Raw genomic sequence first — 17,908 nt, forward strand, 5'->3', positions numbered from 1 at the left:
TATATACTGCGCAAAAAAACCATTGAATTTTGTTTCTCAGAACAACAACACGTCGCTGGGAACTCTTAGCTGTAGAGCCAAACCAAAAACCAGATACACCACCACCCATGCTCCTAAGGCAAAAAGCAGGGAGCGGAGATAGGAAGGGGTACTGTTCCGTTTTCGGATATAAGCATGGATGAGGAAGAGCATCACCAGGATTGTTACATAGAAACCGATATAGCGCATACCTGCTACACACAGCCCAAGGAAAGCCGTTGCCAAAAGCAGTTCTTTCACCGGAATCGTGTTCGTGTTCTGACCCGTGGCCGCAGCACTGTCTATATTTGTGGCGACCAAGGATTTGACAATCGTAATCAGCCCGCATATAGCCATTATCGTTATAGCAATGTAGGGCACCAAAAACAGGTCATCTTTTTTAAGGCTGGTGGACACAAGGAAGAATGCCGGCACCACCAACATAATGATCCCTGTTAACAGTTGCTTTTTGTTCTTCATATCATCCTTCCTTTCATTTAACAATTAGCCGCCTTCCACTGATCGTCCAGATATTTGTCCACCGTTTCCCAATTGATCTGGACGCCAAGCCCAGGATCGCTGTTCAGTTGAATATAGCTCTGGCTGTAAGGAATTTTGTTGTGCATAATCCCATGACGCAGGGGATTGAGCAGTTGATTATATTCAAAAAGCAGAGCGTTCTGGAACGGTGTCATAAGATGCAACGCCGCCAGGATACTGACTCCGGAACCCACTCCGTGCGGGGAGAGCTGGACACCGCGGGCCTGTGCGTAATTATTAATCTGATGCACGCCGGAAATACCTCCCGCGCGTCCCAAATTGGGCATGATAATATCGATGGTGCCGCTGTCGATCAACCGTTTGAAAGAGGAAAATGTGAAATTATTTTCCCCTGTGGCCATCGGTAGGTTGATATGGCTTTTGATCAGTTTGTAGGCATCCAGATTCTCCGGGGATACCGGTTCCTCAAACCAGTAGATGCCATATGCTTCCGCCTGTTTGGCAAAGTCAATGGCCTGCCATACTTTTCCCTCGTACCCACAATTGTTGTCGAGCAGAAGCTTCACATCGGGACCTGCTTCATCCCGAACTGCGGCAACATGGCGAAGATCGGTGTCAATCCCTCTGCCCACCTTCAATTTTACCGCAGTGAAGCCCATATCTAATAATTCTTTGGTCTTGGCGCGAGTCTCTTCAACAGTTTTGAAATGGCTGATAGGTGTGGAATAGCAGTAGATTTTCTCTTGGAGTTTCCCTCCCAACAGGTCATATACCGGCACACCGAGAGACTTCCCCTTCAAATCCCACAATGCTGTATCAATACCGCTGATTGCCTCCATCATAGGGCCGGAAGAGTTACCAATACCAGCCGCCACATGCATCATGATGTTCCAGAGTTGAACAATGTTGGATGCCTCCCTCCCCAGCAGAATAGGAGCCATAATATCCTTTACATAGTTAGCGGAATATACCGCGTCAGGAATCCCAAAACATTCGCCGTATCCTTTGACGCCATCTTCAGAGATGATTTCCACCAGGGTGGTATGCTGACCTTTTCTGGGATTGTAGGCAAAATTCGATGAAGGACGAAACAAAAATTCGGGGACCTTGTCTTCTCCTCCGTAGTATTTTACCCAAGTCGCATTTAAAGGATATACATTGATTTGCTGAATCTTCATTTGCTTCACCCATTCGAAAGAATTAACCGGTTAATCAAATTATAGAAAGCATATTGTATATAGTCAATTGAGTTACAAAAATTAAGGATTATTTGGTATAATACCCAAACAATCCTATAAAAACGTATTGATATTTACTCGGTTAAGTTAAAAATATGCTTAATAACTTAACTTTTTGAAAGCTCCTTCCGACAACTTCTTCTGTTGGGATTGTATCTTCCTGCGCTTTTTCGCTCGGTCAGGGAGACATTCACCATCACATGGCGTCCGATTTCCTTATTTTCTGAGATTCCCAGCAGCAAAGTGGCGATTGCAAGCCCAATTTTCTCACAATTGACATTGATGGTGGTGAGCGGCACCTGCAGCATATCGGTGAATTGCAGGTTGTCAATACCCACCACTGATACGTCCCCCGGCACCTGGAAGCCGAATTCTAGCAGGGCTTTCATAGCGCCCACAGCAATCAAATCGTTTCCGCATATAATGGCAGAAGGCAGAGGGGTGTCCAGCAAAATCATATCTTTAATCGTGGAATAACCAAAAACCGAAAGGTATTCAGTTTGAAAAACACGATCGGTATTCAGCGGGATTCCAGCTTCCTCCAGAGCGCTTTTGTAGCCAATCATGCGGTTTTCTGCCGGAATTGCCCCTGGCACATAGCCGAGGTAAGCGATGTCCCGATGTCCAAGGTTGATCAGATACTTTGTAAGCAGATAGGCTGCCCGCTGGTTATCAAAGCTGACCGAATAGCTGTTTCTTCCCAAGGCGTAGGGTTTATTGAAAAAGATGGCCGGGGTGTCCCCAATAAGCTTACCAATAAATGCAGGAGAAAGCCTAGTGCCGATAAAAACATATGCCAGCACTTTATTTGCAGTCGCCAACTGTTCAATCATCTCCGCATCTTGATCCAGCGTGCTCATTTGAATGTTAATGTTCAGTTTCTGGCCGAGTCCCATAGAGATATATTTAATGATGTCGAAATAAAAAGAGCTGTTAAAATACTCATAACTCATGGCGGAGACAAATAGAACCACTGTCTTAGAACGCTGGGTACTCAGCTGCTTTGCGGTATCGTTCGCGACATATTTCATATTTTCCGCAATGGTTAAAATTCTTCTTCGGGTCTCCTCACTAACGCCTTTCTTATTATTTAGTGCCATGGAAACTGCCGCACTGGAAACGCCGGCGGCTTTTGCGATGTCATAGATCGTGGCCATTCCCGTCCCTCCCGAACGATTGATAGACTCCTCTGTAAAATCAGTATACTAAAGTTCATTGCTTCTGGCAACTAAGCTTTTCTCACTGCGCCTTCCCATGAAATCGATTCTTTTAACATAAAGATTTTTAATTGGCGCAACAGGAATCACTTGAGGGAAAGATTAGCGCACAGAGGGTTCAAGACGTAGATGTCAAAACCGTTATCAGGAAGAATTTTCACAAGGATCCACCGCTTTTCGTTGCCTTTTATTACATGCGCCTATGGGGATAACAAAAGTCGGCATACGAAAAGGATCATTGACGATATCAGAGCTGGAAGTTATAATGAAGCTAAATTGAACGACCGTTGGAACATCCTGTTATGGGGAAATTTTGCTTTATCAATTTAGGTGACGGGGGCATAGTGGAGCGATGAAGTTTGGGATTGCAATGCATGATCAGCAGGAATTTCAAGCATTAAAAAAGATGCTTTTACAGGCTCCTCTGCATTTGGAATTGGTATTTTCGGCGTTTGGCGGCGCAGAGGCGGTCCGCCAGTTCAGATTGTTTCGGCCGTCTCTTTTCCTGGTCGACGCACAGCTTGGACAGATGGAAGTATTTGAAACTATCCAGTGCATCCAACGGATCGACACGGAGGCGGAAGTGATTTTATTCAACGCGCCTGCGGATTTTGGCTGGCTGCTGCAAGGGCTGCGAGCACGCATCTTTGATTACTTGCCGATAGACGAAGACGACAATGCGCTTTTGGATGCAATCAAGCTGGCGGAAAGAAAAATACGCACGCTTCAAGAAAAGCACCGGCAGGATGTTGAAAATGACAAGATGTACGCCAAAGTGGAACAGTATTTAAAAAGTTCCCTATTCGACTTTATCATTTCATCCAACCGCACAAAGGATTCATGGTCAATTGATTTTTTTGGAGAATACTTTCACTTGGACCGGCTACCGCTTTTTTGTGCTTTGATCCATACAAAGGACACGGTTGGTCCTAAAACATGGGATAGGCTTGAACGGGAACTGCAGAAAGCCTTTCGTCTTTTTGCCTGTCAGATCCCGCATTTGGGCTTGCTGTGTGTTCTCCCGCTCCCCGAGCCGAACAGACAACGTTTCCTGCTGCAGTTCTCGGAACTGGTACGGCTGTTTTTTGCGGAGGCTGAACTGCAGGTGGAATGGGATCTGCAGCAAGGCGAAACATCAAATTTCAGAGAACTTCCGGATGTTTTCTCACGCTTGTGCGAGGGCTTAGCCAAGAATTCGCAAGAACGGAAATTTCGCAGTAAGCAGGTGCTGATCATGTATGAGCTGGAGGAAAAGCTTTTCCGGCTTGCACTGCACCGCAAATGGGAATCCGTACGGTTGGTGCTGTGGGAATTGGCTGATAAGGTGGATCAACTGAATGACGGTGACCTCGCAAAGAACCGGGCTTATTTTTCATATATCTGGCGGCAGATGGACCGGTATGCCTTTCAGATGACTGGACGGCGAAAATCGACCGACGTCAAATTATCCATCGATACCGAACTGAACAATGCTTTTGACCTGGAGGGTCTGGTGAATGCTGTGATGGACTTTCTGCGCAGATATATCGACGCGCTGGGTTTCGACGAGGAAACGGTGCCAGTGAAAGTGATTGAACGGGTTCGGGAATATATTGATACCAATCTGGAGGGAGACTTATCGTTGGAACAGGTGGCGCAAGCAGTGGGGATCTCCAGCTTTTATCTGAGCAAGCTGTTCCGAAAAATAACCGGCGTGAATTTTAAAAACTATGTGATTCAGACCCGGATGGAGAAAGCAAAGCGGCTATTGTCGGCAGGAAACCGGAATATCAAGGAAGTGGCGCAGATGGTCGGCTATTCCGACGTCAGCTATTTTAGCAAAGCGTTTAAAGAATTCAGCGGAATTTCAGCCCGTGAGTTTTCCAGCCGGTGACAGTACCCACGAAAAATTTGAGAGGCCTGTGGATGTTTGTTAATTTACTACAAGCATCCACAGTTTTTTTATACGCCTTCGGGGTTTTCACAATAATTGAAAAGATTTGCCAAGTTTTTTGCGTTTACAGCCAAAGAATGAATTCGTACAATGGGTTTGCAAGGTGCTTCACCAGTGAAAAAAGATGCAATTGTAACAGGTGATCAATGACAGGAGGAAATCGTATGAGAATGAGAGCGGCCAAATTGGTTGCGCCTAAAAAAATTGAAGTGGTGGAAATCCCGTTTGAACCCAATCCGAGTCCCAGAGAGGTTGTCGTTCAGGTGAAGGCGGTCGGCATATGCGGCACGGATCTGCATGTTTTTCAGGGTGAGAGAAAGGATGTAGAATTGCCGCGTGTAATGGGTCATGAACTTTCTGGGATTGTAACCTGTGTCGGAAAAGATGTAACCGATTTTTCGGAAGGCGACCGGGTGGTGCTCGATCCGGTTTTTGCCTGCGGGGAGTGTCGCGCGTGCAGGAAAGGACATCCGAATGTCTGTGCGAAGGTTTGCTGCTTCGGTGTCCAGATGGAGGGTGGATTTCAGGATTATATCAGCGTCCCAGCCCACAGACTTTACAAAATTCCGGATCAGATTTCCATGGTGGACGCCGCGTTGGCCGAGCCGTTTTCGGTCGCAGCAAACATCGTAACCCGTATGGCTGCCGACGCAGGAGAAACCGCTGTGGTTATCGGGGCTGGAACAATTGGCCTTGCCGTGACACAGGCGCTTGTGGGGATGGGCGCCAAAGTGCTGGTTTCTGACATTGCGGAGGAAAAATTGCAAATGGCCAAAGCTTTTGGTGCCTGTCAGACAGTCAACAGCAAAAAAGAGGATCTTGCCGCCGCTGTGGAATTATTCACACCGGGCGGCGCAGATATCCTGGTTGACGCGGTGGGAATCACGCCGCTTACGGAACTTACTTTGGCGCTGGCCGCCCCTGCGGCACGTGTAGCAGTGATTGGATTTGACGAAAAAACAATGCAGGTTTCGCCGGTATCGATCACCAAACGGGAGCTTACCATCGTGGGTTCACGAATGAACAACGGACAATTCCCAAAAGTCATTCGCTGGCTTGACGAGGGAAAAATCGACCCGCATGCAATGATCACAGGCATCTATCCGTTGGAAGAAATTGAGCAAGCCTTTGAAGCGACGCTTGCGCATCCTGAAACTTGTGTAAAAACAATTATTACATTTTAGAGGGAGAAATTATGGACTGGAATAAAGCGTTTTCTTTGTCTGGAAAAGTCGCGCTGGTCACTGGCGGCGCGACCGGAATCGGCTTTGCGATTGCGCAGGCGTTTTCCGAAGCGGGCGCGCGGGTCGCACTCAATGGGCACAACGCGGCGCACATGGAAGAATCGCTCGGTAAGCTGCATGCGCGCGGGATTGACGCGAAGGGCTATCTCTGTGATGTGACCGATGAAGCGGCAGTGCGGGAGATGGTCACGCGGATCGGGACGGATCTCGGGCCGGTCGATATCCTCGTGAACAACGCCGGGATGATCCGGCGGGTGCCAATGTGCGAAATGGACGCGTCGGAATTCCGCAAGGTGGTCGACCTCGACCTGAACGCGCCGTTTATCGTCTCGAAGGCGGTGATCCCCGGCATGATCAAAAAGGGGCACGGAAAAATCATCAACATCTGCTCGATGATGAGCGAGCTTGGACGCGAAACGGTTTCGGCCTATGCGGCGGCGAAGGGCGGCCTTAAAATGCTGACCCGCAACATCTGCGCGGAATACGGGAACCGGAACATCCAGTGCAACGGCCTGGGCCCCGGATATATTGCAACCACCCAGACCGCGCCGCTGCGCGAGCGGCAGCCGGACGGCAGCCGCCATCCGTTCGACGCGTTCATCATTGCGAAGACGCCGGCCGAACGCTGGGGCACGGTGGATGACCTGACCGGGCCGGCGGTGTTCCTCGCGTCGGAGGCTTCAAATTTTGTCAATGGGCAGATCCTTTATGTGGACGGCGGAATCCTTGCCTATATTGGCAGGCAGCCNTTCGGCCTATGCGGCGGCGAAGGGCGGCCTTAAAATGCTGACCCGCAACATCTGCGCGGAATACGGGAACCGGAACATCCAGTGCAACGGCCTGGGCCCCGGATATATTGCAACCACCCAGACCGCGCCGCTGCGCGAGCGGCAGCCGGACGGCAGCCGCCATCCGTTCGACGCGTTCATCATTGCGAAGACGCCGGCCGAACGCTGGGGCACGGTGGATGACCTGACCGGGCCGGCGGTGTTCCTCGCGTCGGAGGCTTCAAATTTTGTCAATGGGCAGATCCTTTATGTGGACGGCGGAATCCTTGCCTATATTGGCAGGCAGCCTTGAATTGAGCAAATAAATAACAAAAAGGAGATCAAATACATGCCTACACCCATGATGAACCTGGAAAACTATGTTTCTTCGCTTGAAGCACGCGGGGATCTCAAACCGCTGCCCATCAGTGAAGATGAAATGTGCGAACGGTATGAACAACTCTTCACATCGGCAGTGAATGATGTGCTGCGGGAGGACGGATTGCTCCGGCAGACCCTTTCAAATGAAATTTTGCCTCTGCGGGAGCATATGAAGGTATGCGGTCCGGTTTTCACGATCCGCAGCGCACCTTCGATGGAAGTTTCGATGGAAATGGAGTCACGCGCAGAGATGCTCGAAGCGATCACTCCGGGGTCGGTGGTCGTCTGGGACACCGCAAAGGAAAACTTTGCGGCTCATTGGGGTGAGATGATGACCAAGACCACAAAAAAGCATGGCTGCCGCGGCGCGATTGTGGATGGCGGCGTGCGTGATACCGACCGGGTATTGCAGCAGGACTTCCCGCTTTTTTGCCGCTACCGCAACTCGAACGGTATGCTTGGCCGTACCCGTATCAACGCCTATCAGGTTCCGGTCACGATCGACGGCGTGGAGATTTTCCCAGGAGATTTTGCTTTCGGGGACATTGACGGCTGCATCATCATTCCACGCGACCGGGCGTATGATGTGCTGCTGCGCGCCGAAGCAATCCAGCGCAACGAGGAGGATATCAGTCTCTGGATCGATGACGGCGTAACCCCAACCGAAATTGTCGAACGCGGAGGATATTTCTAATGACGGAAAATTCGGATGTAGGCAAATACATTCCAAAGCAAACGGCATTCGTTGTAGACGCTTCTGACAATGTCGCGGTCGCGCTGGAGGAAATAGAGGCGGGGCTGGTCACTTTGCGCGGGGAGGCTCCAGCGGGGACAGCGCTCATCGCGCGTGAACCGGTCGGACGTGGATTCAAACTGGCACTTCAGAAGATCCCTGCAGGGGGGAAAGTCATCAAACATGGCATCCAAATTGCAGTCGCAGTAAAACCGATTCGTGCCGGGGAGTGCGTACACCTGCACAATGTGAAAAGCATGAACGACCTGCGCGCGCAAAACTATGACCGGCAGACCGCGGAGCCGCACGACCGGCACTACTCGCTGCCGGATCGGGGGATATGTTGAATGGATAATTTCGTTTGTCAGGGCTATCTGCGCCCGGACGACAGCAAAGGAATCCGTAATCGGCTGCTCGTCCTATATACGGTGGACTGTGCCTCCTTTGTGGCGCAGCGGGTCGCGGAGCATTTTCGTTCCCTTGGAGAGCAAGTGGACCTTGTTGGAGCGCGTATCTGTTATGATAACCAGACAATGATTGACCGCCTGCTTGCATTTACAGCACACCCAAATGTGGGGGCGGTGCTGGTTGTGGGCATGGGCTGTGAATTCACCCAGGCAAAACGCATCTATGCTTTTGCGTTGGATACCGGCAGGCCCGCCGCGTATTTTCTTGTGCAGGAGCAGGGAGGGACCCGTAAAGGAATCCGTTATGGGATCGCGGCAGCCGCACGGCTGATCGATGAGATGAGGAGCAATGAGGAACGGGTGGATTTTTACCTTTCCGACCTCACGGTGGGGCTCGAATGTGGAGGGTCGGACTTCACCTCCGGCCTCACGGCAAATACTGTGTTGGGAAATTTAGCGGACAGGATCGTCTCCGCGGGTGGAACGGCAGTCTTTGAGGAGCCCGGGGAGATGCTCGGCCTGCGGGATTGCCTAGTGGGCCGTGCGGCGACCCCGGCAGCAGCCCAAGAAATCGGTGCGCTGTATGAAAAGATCCTCGCATACGGGAAGGCAAGCGGGATGTATCACATCTCCCCCGGAAATTTCCAGGGTGGGCTTTCGACCATCGAAGAGAAGAGCATCGGTTCGGTGGCCAAGAGCGGGACAGCCCCCATCCAGGGTGTGCTGAAGATCGCACAACGCCCGCCACATCCTGGGCTTTGGATCCTTGACCGTCTGCAGGACTGGAACATGTCGTTTGGCGCGACGGTTGCGGCGGATGCTGGAGCGCTCATGGAGCTTGCAACGCTCGGCTGTCAGGTGTGCTTTTTGAGCACCGGCCGGGGACATGTGATAGGAACGCCCGTCGCACCAACCATTAAGCTGACCGGGAATCAGGAAACCTATGCCCGGATGGAGGACGATCTGGATTTCGACGCCTCCGGATTGCTAGGCGGTGAAAAAAGCAAAACGGGACTTACACAAGAACTCTATCTGTATTTACAGAAGATCTGTGCTGGGGCACCTGTCAAGGCAGAGATTCTCGGCCACTGCGAATATGAGATGCTTCCAACCTTTCAAAGAGCCTGCGGGAAAGCCGCCAGTTGTACGAGGTGAGGAACTTTATACTGGAAATCACATGAAACGATAGGAGGAATTATGTAATGAAAGCAAACTTTACAAAGAAATTGTTCGCGTGTATCCTTTCCGGGGCACTGCTGATCTCAGCGGCAGGCTGTTCCGCATCCCAATCCGCACAGAGCGCCGCTCCAGCATCCCTTGCAAGCGCGGCGGATGCGTCAGAGTCCGCTCCCGCCGGGGAAGAAAATCCGTATGTCCTCATCAAGATGGCGCAGAAGAGCAGCGCAAAAAGCGCGAACGGCGAAGCGATCCAAATCTGGTGCGACCTTGTGAACGAAGCCGGCGTCAATATCGAGATGCAATTCTTCCCGGATTCCCAGCTCGGTACAGAGCAGGAGATGGTGGAACAGATCCTCATGGGCGAACCGTTGATCCTCTATACCGACCCGACGCTGGCTTCCAATTATGCACCGCAGCTTGCACTGCTCAACGGCCCATATTTTGTTGCACAGCTGGAGGACTTTCTACTGGTTAACGAGACCGAATGGTTCCAGCAACAGCTGAAAGAACTTGAGGACAAGGGGATCAAATGTGTCAATTCCCGATTTCTGTTTGGGCAGCGGCACATGCTCGCGCGCAAACCGGTACGTACTCCGGAGGATCTTGCTGGTGTCAAGATTCGCAGCCAGCCCAGCGATGTGAGTATTGCGGTTGTGGAGGCAATGGGGGCAACTGCGGTCCCGTTACCGTTCGCTGAAATCTATGAGGCGCTCGCATCCGGTGTGATCGATGGTGAGGAAAACCCGCTCGCCACCATCTATACCAATAAGCATCATGAGACAGCAAAAGTGGTCTCGTTGACAGGCCATATGTCTACCCTTTCGATGTTCCTGATGAATAATGATCTCTTCAACTCGCTCACCGAAGCGCAGCAGAAGGCGATCATTGACTGTGGCAACCAGGCTGCGGATGCCTTCAACAACGAGATCAATCCCCGGTATACCGAAGAGGCTCTCAGTCAGTTTGCGTCGGAGGGCGTGACCATCGTGGACGATGTGGATATTGCCGCATTTCAGGAAGCAACCCGCAAGGTATATGAACAAATTGATACCTGGGGCGCTTACGATACGATCCAGAGCCAGTTGGAAGCTTTGAAATAGCAGAGCCGATGGTCTGACATCCCACCGAGCCCCGGCTTTTGGGCCGGGCCCGGCATTAGTGGAAGGAGAATCAAATTGCGTATCTTTTATAGGATCGTTGACGTAATGATGGAGATCATTGATGTCATCATAGCCGCGCTGGTTGCCGCCATCATCCTGGTGACAATCGCGACAGTATTCTTTAGGTATGTGATCCAACAACCGATCGGTTGGTCGGAGGAACTAAGCCTGGCTGGCTTTGCATGGTTCACTTTTTTGGGTGCGGGCTCAGCAATCCGTAAAAAAACGGTAGTCAGCCTAGATTTTTTCTATGACATGTTCAACCGTCCGCTGAAAAAAACCGTCAAACTTATCACAACAGTCATCTGTATTGCTGCTTACCTAATGGTAATCTGGCTCGGTTTTCAAATGTCCTTGAAAGGGATGCTCTCAACTACACCATATTTGAAAGTCTCCTATTTCTATATCTATCTTTCGATTCCAATTGGAGGGGTTTTCTCAATCCTCGCGCTACTGGCTAACCTGATGGACGTATTGACAGGCCGGGATGTCGTGGAGGACAAACCGGCTGGGAAAGGAACGTAACACTGATGCGAATAGAATCACAGAATTGGAGGGAATGCGCATGCTGGTGACAGTTGTAATCCTGCTGATGGTGGCGCTTTTTATTCTGAATGTCCCCATTTATATCTCAATGCTTTGTGCAAGCATCCTTTATTTTTCAATCAATGATGCCAACATGCTTATCATGGTGCAGAAGATGCTCAGTGGGGTACAGCGCACCTCCCTTTTGGCAATTCCCTTTTTCATCATGGCGGGTGTCTGCATGAACTATACTGGAATCACCAGAAGGATGATGATCTTTGCGGAAAAACTGACAGGGCATCTGCCGGGTGGACTCGGGCAGGTGAACATCGTCCTCAGCACTCTGATGGGTGGACTTTCCGGTTCATGCGTCGCAGATGCGGCAATGCAGTCAAAGATCCTTTATCCAGAGATGATCAAACGCAATTACGGTGAGGGCTTTTCGGCCGCGGTGACTGCGGCGTCAGCACTGATCACTCCGATTATCCCACCCGGTCTTTCGCTGATTACTTTCAGCCTGGTAGCGAACGTTTCAGTTGGTCGTATGTTTGTGGCGGGGATCATTCCGGGCGCGATCATGTGTGTGACACAAATGTTGATAGTACATTTCGTATCGAAAAAGCGAGGCTATAAGCCTTTTTTAGAAAAGCGGGCCACTGTGCGGGAAATCGCAGCCTCAGGTAAGACTGCGATCCTAGCGCTGCTTATGCCAGTAATCATCATCGCAGGAATCCGTTCCGGCATATTCACTGCTGCGGAAACAGGGGCGATCTGCGTACTATACGCGGTGCTGATCGGCGCGATTGCTTATAAGGAATTTCATTGGGAGCACTTGCTGATGGCACTCAAGGAAACCGCGGTGCTGTCACTTTCGGTACTGCTTATCTTCAGTGCTGCACAGGGATTCGCCTGGATGATTGCAAATGAACGGGTTGCGGCGTCAATGTCGCAATTTGTGCTGGGGATTGTGAGTGAACCGTGGCAATTCATGATGATCATTGTATTTTTGCTCATTATAATCGGAATGTTCATGGAGGGCGGCGCGATAACCATTATGCTGGTTCCACTACTAGTGCCGATCATTGAGGCACTCGGCATCGATATGATCTATTTTGGCATCATCTATGTTGTAGCCATAGTATTTGGAACAATTACTCCGCCGGTTGGGACAGTCATGTACACTGTTTGCAATATCACCGGTGTCAAAAGTCGTCAGTTTATGAAGGATGTCATTCCCTTTTATCTAGGATTTGCAGTCGATTTTCTGATTTTTATCTTTATGCCGGACATGATCGTCTGGCTGCCGAATCTGATTTACGGGGTGGCTTAAGATGGAACGGGGAAAGAAACCGTATAAGGTCCTGGTGACCCGGCATGTGCTCAGTTCCTGCATGGATTTTTTAAGCGAGCAGGGATATGAGGTGATCCATACAAACGATATTTCGGAGGAACACATCTGTTCGATTGTGAGTGATGTGGACGCGATCCTCTCCCGCGAGCTGAAAACGACCCGCAGGATCCTCGACGCCGCGCCAAAGCTCAAGATCATCGCGCGGTTCGGGGTCGGCACCGACATGATCGATATGTCCTATGCCACTGAAAGAGGTGTATGGGTTGGTGTTACACCGCTCGCAAGCCCCAGAAGTGTTGCGGAACATACAATGGCACTGTTGCTTGCCTGTGCCAAGTTGATTGTTCCAACCGCAAACCAGGTAAAACAGGACAACTGGCTTTACCGCAACACGGTGATGGGCTGCGACCTCGAAGGTAAGACGATTGGCCTCGTGGGGCTTGGGAAGATCGGACGGCTGGTGGCAAAAATGGTGCGGGGCTTCGACATGCGGGTGGTGGCATACGACGTCTACCTGCCCGCATCGGAGGCGCCAGACGGCGTCGTGTTGCTACCCACGCTAAAAGCGCTTCTGGAGCAGTCGGATTTCGTTTCTCTGCACTGTCCCGCGACTGCGGAGACCGAAGGGTTGATCGACCGTACAGCGATCGCTCAGATGAAACCGGGCGCAATTCTGGTGAACTCCTCGCGCGGAGCATTGGTGGATGAGCAGGCGCTCTATGAGGCTCTGGTTTCGGGGCATCTGCGTGCGGCTGGGCTGGATGTATCACAGACCGAGCCGCCGATCCCTGATAATCCGCTGCTGAAACTTGATAACCTGATCCTGACGCCCCACATGGCGGCCGTCACAGATGAGGCGATGTATCGGATGGGAATGCACGCGGCACTCTGTATTGACGATGTGCTGCGCGGAAAGCCTCCGCGCTGGCCCGCGAACAATCCCCAAATTAACCGGCCAGACGAATCGGCCCAAAAGGAGGCTGCGAAATGATCCTTACAGATTACTTTGAAAGTACACCCAGCCTGCAATGGCGGTTGGCCAAGCAGATGGGGGTAAACCACGCCGTGTGGCGGCTGCCGGATGATCCGGATTTTGATGTAACCGATTTTTCCGCTTGGCAGGCGATCTATGCGCAGTTCCAGGCATACGGCATCAAGCCGGTCGTTCTCGAACCGATACCGAACTGCATCCATGACCATATCAAAAGCGGCGACGAACAGCGAGATATCTGCATCGAGCGATTCCTTAAAATGCTGCCGATCATGGATCGGTTGGATGTGAGGACCATCTGTGCCAATTTTATGGCGAAAGTGGGCTGGTATCGGACCAGCAGCGTAATTGAAGAGCGCGGAGGAGCCCGTGTGACCGGATTTGATATCGATCAAATGAATATCGATCCCGCGCTTAAGATCAACGAAGAAAAGCTGTGGGAGAACCTAACCTGCTTTTTGCAGGCTGCAGTTCCGGCTGCAGAAAAATATGGGATCCGGCTGGCGCTGCATCCGGACGACCCGCCGATCCCCAAGCTGCGCAACGTATCCCATATCCTAACCAGCAAAGATGCTCTGCAGCGTGCGGTAAACCTCGTGCCGAGCGAGAATGTGGGAATCGCCCTGTGTCAAGGTTGCTATTGCGCAATGGGCGAAGATCTCGAATCGGTGATTCGTACTTTCGGCAAACAGCAGAAAATCTTTTTTGTACACTTCCGGGACGTTGCGGGTCAGAAGGAACATTTCCATGAAACGTTCCATGATAACGGCCCTACCGATATGTCTGCAATCATTCGTCTGTACCAGCAGATGGGATATCGTGGACCAATTCGGGTGGACCATGTCCCAACGATGGCTGGAGAGGAAAATCAGAAGCCCGGTTACGAATTATCCGGAAGGCTTTTCGCCATCGGCTATCTCAAAGGGATTCTGGACGCGGTGGGATATGATTATATTTGACCATGGCTATAGTAAGATGAAAGGAGTCCAAATAGAAGTGGATGACGGTAAGCATCTTGGAAGAGATATGAGATTGGAACTGGGAAAACGGATAGATATAGGAGCGGCTCAGATTGCATAATTATTTCCAGGAAACGGCGTAACTCGCTGACGATGCCGTTTCTCCATATTGTAAGTCATTTTGCAAAAATTGAGAAATATCGCTAATCGCTTTCCTTGTGTTATTTGGGATAGGGGAGTCGACTTGTCCGAATCCAATTTTGACAATAAAGGAAGCCCTTTCCAGCGTAAAGCTGGAAAGGGCTGAATTACAAAGCTTTAAAGGCTATTGCGGGTCTGGAACGGCATAAACAAGGGATTATCCGTGTATACCGAACGAGTATATATGATTCCTTAGGCGGTCAGCTCCCCGTTAAACGGCTAACATACTACCAGAATTCTTAATCATACGGTTTTTCAGCAATGATCAGATCGGCGCCCGCTTCACCCAGAGCCCTGCGGATTTCCGGGGTTGCGCCGTCGTCCATAATTACGACGTTAAACTGGGAGAAACGCGCAAAAGTGAAAAGCTCGTTCACACAGAGCTTTGAAGAGTCAGCGACCAGCACCGCGTGATTGGAGATCGCGATGATCTTCTTTTTGATATTTGCTTCAAACTGATTGGCGCTGGTGCAGTTCCCGCGCACAGAAAGGCCAGTGGTGCCGAGAAACGCAATATCCACATTAAGGTCATCCAGCTGCGCTTCCACCGTGGGGCCGATCATGCTCATGGACTTTGGAAGGATCTGCCCACCGAGCACAATGACGGTCCAATTGTCCCGTTCGGCGCACTCCCGCGCAATGTCCAGGGAGTTTGTGATAATCGTCAGGCCTTCCACCTTCTCAAGGAAGCGGATGATCGACCAGGTGGTCGATCCCGCATCAAGGAAAATGCGCATACCCGCAGTGACGAGCTTTGCAGCCGCGGCGCCGATGCAGGTTTTCTCCTTGAGATTTGAAAATTTGCGTTGCTGCACCGGCGAAATATTTTTCATCATCCGCTGCAGCTCCTGGGTCGCAATGGCGCCGCCGTAATTTTTTTCGATAAAGCCCTCTTTTTCAAGCTTGGCAAAATCCCGGCGGATGGTTTCTTCCGAAACCCCGAACTGTTTTGCGAGATCCTCCGCTTTTGCACTGCCATTCTCGAGAATCTGCTCCCGAATTATATTTCTGCGCTGCGCTGCTATCATGCTTGATCTCCTGCTGTTTCCCGTGACTTTTCCCATGCTGTTCACCCCGGTATGACCTATTGTTTTATTATATCGGTTCCTGATGGAAATTTCAAGGATTTCCGGAGAATCATTCGGCGATCTCAATGGCATCCTCCGGGCTGGTCAGGAATTCTTTATAGATATCATTGTCAAAGGTGCGCTCTGGGAGCAGGATCAGCACATTTACCTCTTGGGAATCGCCGGCGGGGAACTGCGTGCCATGGATGGTCCCGGGATTCAGCCGCACAAAGGTGCCTTGGGGAATCCGGAAGGCCTTCAGGCGGTTGTGATCGAACCCCTTCCAGGAGGGACCGACAAAAATGATGCAGTCCCCGTCGAGCGGCAACAGGCCCTCCGCGGTATATTTGTGGTATTCAAGCGCGGGGATCAGCATTCTGCGTTTTTTTACTTTTGCCAAACATACCGAGGGAAGGGTGGTTCCGGAAAGGTTTAGTGTAAGCAGATCGGGATAAAATTCCGAATCGCCCGGTTCGCCCTTGAGATGCCCCGTGAGGTCGTCCAAGCTCCGAAAGTCGCCGTAAGGGCGGAAGGTTTCCCGCGTGAGGGGGGTCACTGAGATCTTTTTCATCCTTTTTCCTCCTTAGCCCCGCAGGATCCGATGAATCGTGTCTTCATCAGGGGTGACCGGGTCCGGTGTAATCCCGCCGGGGAAGTATTTACAGGCTTCATAAAGCGCGGCGGCATAACTGCCGTAAAGTCCGGTGCAATGGTGGATGTACGGTCCATAGATGAATTTGTGCTCCCACTTTTTCCAGTCGTCGAATTCCGCCCAGACGTACGACCCGCGGCTGTATGGACCGATGGTCGTTCTGCCTTCGCCCATCAGGAGCTTATATTCACCGTTCACAGCATCAAAACGGGTGATGGTGAGATCTCCGCTTTTGAGTTCGAACTGGCCGGCGCACTTGTAGCCCTTGCCCTGGTGACAGCCCAGCGTGACTCCCTTTTCGCCGACCAGGCTGGGCGGGAAGACGCCGCAGTGCCAGAGCAGTTCCGCATTGTCGTTTTCCGGATGCCGGATGGTGAGATCCGCAAAGAAAGGCGGTTCGCTGCCGCCGTTTGCGCCGAGCGCCATGGTAGCGGTGAGCGCACCGTGCAGGTCGCATTCACAGATGACGGGAAAGCCGTCGTCGGTGCTGTCGCCCATCATATAGCAGGGGGCGATGTCCGAGATGGCGGTAAACGGGGCCCAGCACTGGGTTGCGGCGGCGGAAAGCCCCTCCTCTTCGGCCCACTGCCAGATGGCAAGCTTCATCGAGCACATCTTGTCGAGATATTCCTTCTCCACATCGATCCGGTTGATCTTTCCGCGGATACGCGCAAGCTCCTCTTCAAATTCCGGGCCTTTTGCGGAGAACAGGTTCTGGAAGCGCTCCTGCAGCTCGACCAGGGTGATGGGAACCACCTGCACGCCGAACCGCTCGAGCAGTTCGCCTTCATTGCATTTTACCGACCAGAAAGCGTTGGGACGCACGCTGATCTGGCCGATGCGCGGACGGTTCATGGCCTTGACCACGCCGGCGGCGGACAGGAAGGTGCGCATCCCTTTTTCGAAGGCGGGATCGTCAATCCAGCAGTTGGTGATATAGGTGAACTTCACCCCGAAGCGGCTGAGCACCTTGCTGGTGGCAAAAAGGCCGCACTGCGCGTCCCGGAACCGGTATCCATCCGGCTGCGGCGCTTCGTCGCGCGGCGCCCAAAGCAGAACCGGCTTGTCGACCAGGTCGGCCAGACGGCAGACCGCCTCTTCGCAGCCAAAATTGACGTGCGGGATAAACAGCGCGTCGATCTGCTGCTCTTTGAAATAACGCGCTGCCGCTTCGGCGTCCCTGCCGGCGTAGATCAGCCCTTCCTCATTGAGAAAATCGAGATTTACAAAATCCACGCCCATCCTGCGCAGTTTTTCTTCGATCGCCTGTTTATGCTGCTGCGCGCGGTCGAGCCGGAATGCGGTTTCGCTGAAATTTGCCCGGCGGGTTGGTGCCAGTCCGAGGCGGATATGATAGCGCTTTTGAAAACGTTCCAACATAACA

Annotated in this window: 17 protein-coding genes and 1 pseudogene; 12 read left to right on the top strand and 6 right to left on the bottom strand. The window is 51.6% G+C overall.

Annotated elements, in window-relative coordinates; translation table 11 throughout:
• Positions 1-36: 36 nt before the first annotated feature.
• From BN4275_RS08460 to BN4275_RS08470, 3 genes are all read right to left on the bottom strand, one after another.
• Positions 37-498, bottom strand: a complete 462-nt coding sequence (locus tag BN4275_RS08460; RefSeq protein ID WP_066456744.1) for a tripartite tricarboxylate transporter TctB family protein — start codon at positions 496-498, stop codon at positions 37-39.
• A gap of 17 nt (positions 499-515) precedes the next feature.
• On the bottom strand, positions 516-1,697 hold the full coding sequence (locus BN4275_RS08465) for a mandelate racemase/muconate lactonizing enzyme family protein (protein WP_066456747.1): 1,182 nt from the start codon (positions 1,695-1,697) through the stop codon (positions 516-518).
• 167 nt (positions 1,698-1,864) lie between these two features.
• Positions 1,865-2,914 (bottom strand): LacI family DNA-binding transcriptional regulator, encoded by a 1,050-nt coding sequence (locus BN4275_RS08470; RefSeq protein ID WP_066456750.1) that lies wholly within the window; start codon positions 2,912-2,914, stop codon positions 1,865-1,867.
• 412 nt (positions 2,915-3,326) lie between these two features.
• On the opposite strand from BN4275_RS08470, the gene BN4275_RS08475 reads away from it, so the two are divergent.
• From BN4275_RS08475 to BN4275_RS08530, 12 genes and pseudogenes are all read left to right on the top strand, one after another.
• Positions 3,327-4,847 (top strand): helix-turn-helix domain-containing protein, encoded by a 1,521-nt coding sequence (locus BN4275_RS08475; RefSeq protein WP_066456753.1) that lies wholly within the window; start codon positions 3,327-3,329, stop codon positions 4,845-4,847.
• 224 nt (positions 4,848-5,071) lie between these two features.
• Complete coding sequence (locus tag BN4275_RS08480; RefSeq protein ID WP_242863618.1) at positions 5,072-6,091, top strand: alcohol dehydrogenase catalytic domain-containing protein; 1,020 nt, start codon at positions 5,072-5,074, stop codon at positions 6,089-6,091.
• 11 nt (positions 6,092-6,102) lie between these two features.
• Entirely contained in the window at positions 6,103-6,933 is an 831-nt protein-coding gene (locus BN4275_RS08485) for a gluconate 5-dehydrogenase (protein ID WP_066456757.1), read from the top strand.
• A pseudogene (locus tag BN4275_RS08490) lies at positions 6,902-7,231 on the top strand (SDR family oxidoreductase); the annotation flags it as partial. The gene BN4275_RS08485 and the pseudogene BN4275_RS08490, both read left to right, overlap by 32 nt.
• 36 nt (positions 7,232-7,267) lie before the next feature.
• A complete protein-coding gene (locus tag BN4275_RS08495; protein WP_066456759.1) occupies positions 7,268-7,993 on the top strand; it encodes an RraA family protein in 726 nt (241 codons plus the stop codon).
• Positions 7,993-8,379, top strand: a complete 387-nt coding sequence (locus BN4275_RS08500) for a UxaA family hydrolase (protein WP_066456761.1) — start codon at positions 7,993-7,995, stop codon at positions 8,377-8,379. The genes BN4275_RS08495 and BN4275_RS08500 overlap by 1 nt, the downstream gene beginning before the upstream one ends.
• Positions 8,380-9,594 (top strand): UxaA family hydrolase, encoded by a 1,215-nt coding sequence (locus tag BN4275_RS08505; RefSeq protein WP_066456762.1) that lies wholly within the window; start codon positions 8,380-8,382, stop codon positions 9,592-9,594.
• Between the two features lie 47 nt (positions 9,595-9,641).
• A complete protein-coding gene (dctP, locus tag BN4275_RS08510) occupies positions 9,642-10,718 on the top strand; it encodes a TRAP transporter substrate-binding protein DctP (RefSeq protein WP_066456763.1) in 1,077 nt (358 codons plus the stop codon).
• A 105-nt stretch (positions 10,719-10,823) separates the two neighbouring features.
• On the top strand, positions 10,824-11,303 hold the full coding sequence (locus BN4275_RS08515; protein WP_154018861.1) for a TRAP transporter small permease: 480 nt from the start codon (positions 10,824-10,826) through the stop codon (positions 11,301-11,303).
• Between the two features lie 40 nt (positions 11,304-11,343).
• A complete protein-coding gene (locus BN4275_RS08520) occupies positions 11,344-12,633 on the top strand; it encodes a TRAP transporter large permease (protein ID WP_066456767.1) in 1,290 nt (429 codons plus the stop codon).
• A gap of 1 nt (position 12,634) precedes the next feature.
• The gene (locus BN4275_RS08525) at positions 12,635-13,645 is read left to right on the top strand and encodes a hydroxyacid dehydrogenase (protein ID WP_066456770.1); all 1,011 of its coding nucleotides are present in this window, start codon (positions 12,635-12,637) and stop codon (positions 13,643-13,645) included.
• Positions 13,642-14,604, top strand: a complete 963-nt coding sequence (locus BN4275_RS08530; protein WP_066456774.1) for a mannonate dehydratase — start codon at positions 13,642-13,644, stop codon at positions 14,602-14,604. Before BN4275_RS08525 ends, BN4275_RS08530 begins: the two co-directional genes overlap by 4 nt.
• Positions 14,605-15,044: 440 nt before the next feature.
• On the opposite strand, the gene BN4275_RS08535 is transcribed toward BN4275_RS08530, so the two are convergent.
• The 3 genes from BN4275_RS08535 to BN4275_RS08545 form a co-directional block, all read right to left on the bottom strand.
• Positions 15,045-15,833 carry a DeoR/GlpR family DNA-binding transcription regulator gene (locus BN4275_RS08535; RefSeq protein ID WP_066456781.1) on the bottom strand — a complete coding sequence of 263 codons (789 nt, stop codon included), beginning with the start codon at positions 15,831-15,833 and terminating at the stop codon, positions 15,045-15,047.
• Positions 15,834-15,942: 109 nt separating this feature from the next.
• Entirely contained in the window at positions 15,943-16,443 is a 501-nt protein-coding gene (locus BN4275_RS08540) for an ureidoglycolate lyase (RefSeq protein ID WP_066456784.1), read from the bottom strand.
• A gap of 12 nt (positions 16,444-16,455) precedes the next feature.
• Positions 16,456-17,904 (bottom strand): L-fucose/L-arabinose isomerase family protein, encoded by a 1,449-nt coding sequence (locus BN4275_RS08545; protein WP_066456787.1) that lies wholly within the window; start codon positions 17,902-17,904, stop codon positions 16,456-16,458.
• Positions 17,905-17,908: the final 4 nt, after the last annotated feature.

This window comes from Anaerotruncus rubiinfantis, from assembly GCF_900078395.1.
Lineage (GTDB): Bacteria > Bacillota > Clostridia > Oscillospirales > Ruminococcaceae > Anaerotruncus > Anaerotruncus rubiinfantis.

What these genes read in the sequence shown, in the direction of transcription:
- BN4275_RS08500 (WP_066456761.1), top strand. Translation starts at nt 7,993, where the DNA reads ATGACGGAAAATTCGGATGTAGGCAAATACATTCCAAAGCAAACGGCA.
- BN4275_RS08505 (WP_066456762.1), top strand. Translation starts at nt 8,380, where the DNA reads ATGGATAATTTCGTTTGTCAGGGCTATCTGCGCCCGGACGACAGCAAA.
- BN4275_RS08480 (WP_242863618.1), top strand. Translation starts at nt 5,072, where the DNA reads ATGAGAATGAGAGCGGCCAAATTGGTTGCGCCTAAAAAAATTGAAGTG.
- BN4275_RS08535 (WP_066456781.1), bottom strand. Translation starts at nt 15,833, where the DNA reads ATGATAGCAGCGCAGCGCAGAAATATAATTCGGGAGCAGATTCTCGAG.
- BN4275_RS08525 (WP_066456770.1), top strand. Translation starts at nt 12,635, where the DNA reads ATGGAACGGGGAAAGAAACCGTATAAGGTCCTGGTGACCCGGCATGTG.
- BN4275_RS08460 (WP_066456744.1), bottom strand. Translation starts at nt 498, where the DNA reads ATGAAGAACAAAAAGCAACTGTTAACAGGGATCATTATGTTGGTGGTG.
- BN4275_RS08545 (WP_066456787.1), bottom strand. Translation starts at nt 17,904, where the DNA reads ATGTTGGAACGTTTTCAAAAGCGCTATCATATCCGCCTCGGACTGGCA.
- dctP (WP_066456763.1), top strand. Translation starts at nt 9,642, where the DNA reads ATGAAAGCAAACTTTACAAAGAAATTGTTCGCGTGTATCCTTTCCGGG.
- BN4275_RS08475 (WP_066456753.1), top strand. Translation starts at nt 3,327, where the DNA reads ATGAAGTTTGGGATTGCAATGCATGATCAGCAGGAATTTCAAGCATTA.
- BN4275_RS08515 (WP_154018861.1), top strand. Translation starts at nt 10,824, where the DNA reads ATGATGGAGATCATTGATGTCATCATAGCCGCGCTGGTTGCCGCCATC.
- BN4275_RS08495 (WP_066456759.1), top strand. Translation starts at nt 7,268, where the DNA reads ATGCCTACACCCATGATGAACCTGGAAAACTATGTTTCTTCGCTTGAA.
- BN4275_RS08540 (WP_066456784.1), bottom strand. Translation starts at nt 16,443, where the DNA reads ATGAAAAAGATCTCAGTGACCCCCCTCACGCGGGAAACCTTCCGCCCT.
- BN4275_RS08530 (WP_066456774.1), top strand. Translation starts at nt 13,642, where the DNA reads ATGATCCTTACAGATTACTTTGAAAGTACACCCAGCCTGCAATGGCGG.
- BN4275_RS08465 (WP_066456747.1), bottom strand. Translation starts at nt 1,697, where the DNA reads ATGAAGATTCAGCAAATCAATGTATATCCTTTAAATGCGACTTGGGTA.
- BN4275_RS08520 (WP_066456767.1), top strand. Translation starts at nt 11,344, where the DNA reads ATGCTGGTGACAGTTGTAATCCTGCTGATGGTGGCGCTTTTTATTCTG.
- BN4275_RS08470 (WP_066456750.1), bottom strand. Translation starts at nt 2,914, where the DNA reads ATGGCCACGATCTATGACATCGCAAAAGCCGCCGGCGTTTCCAGTGCG.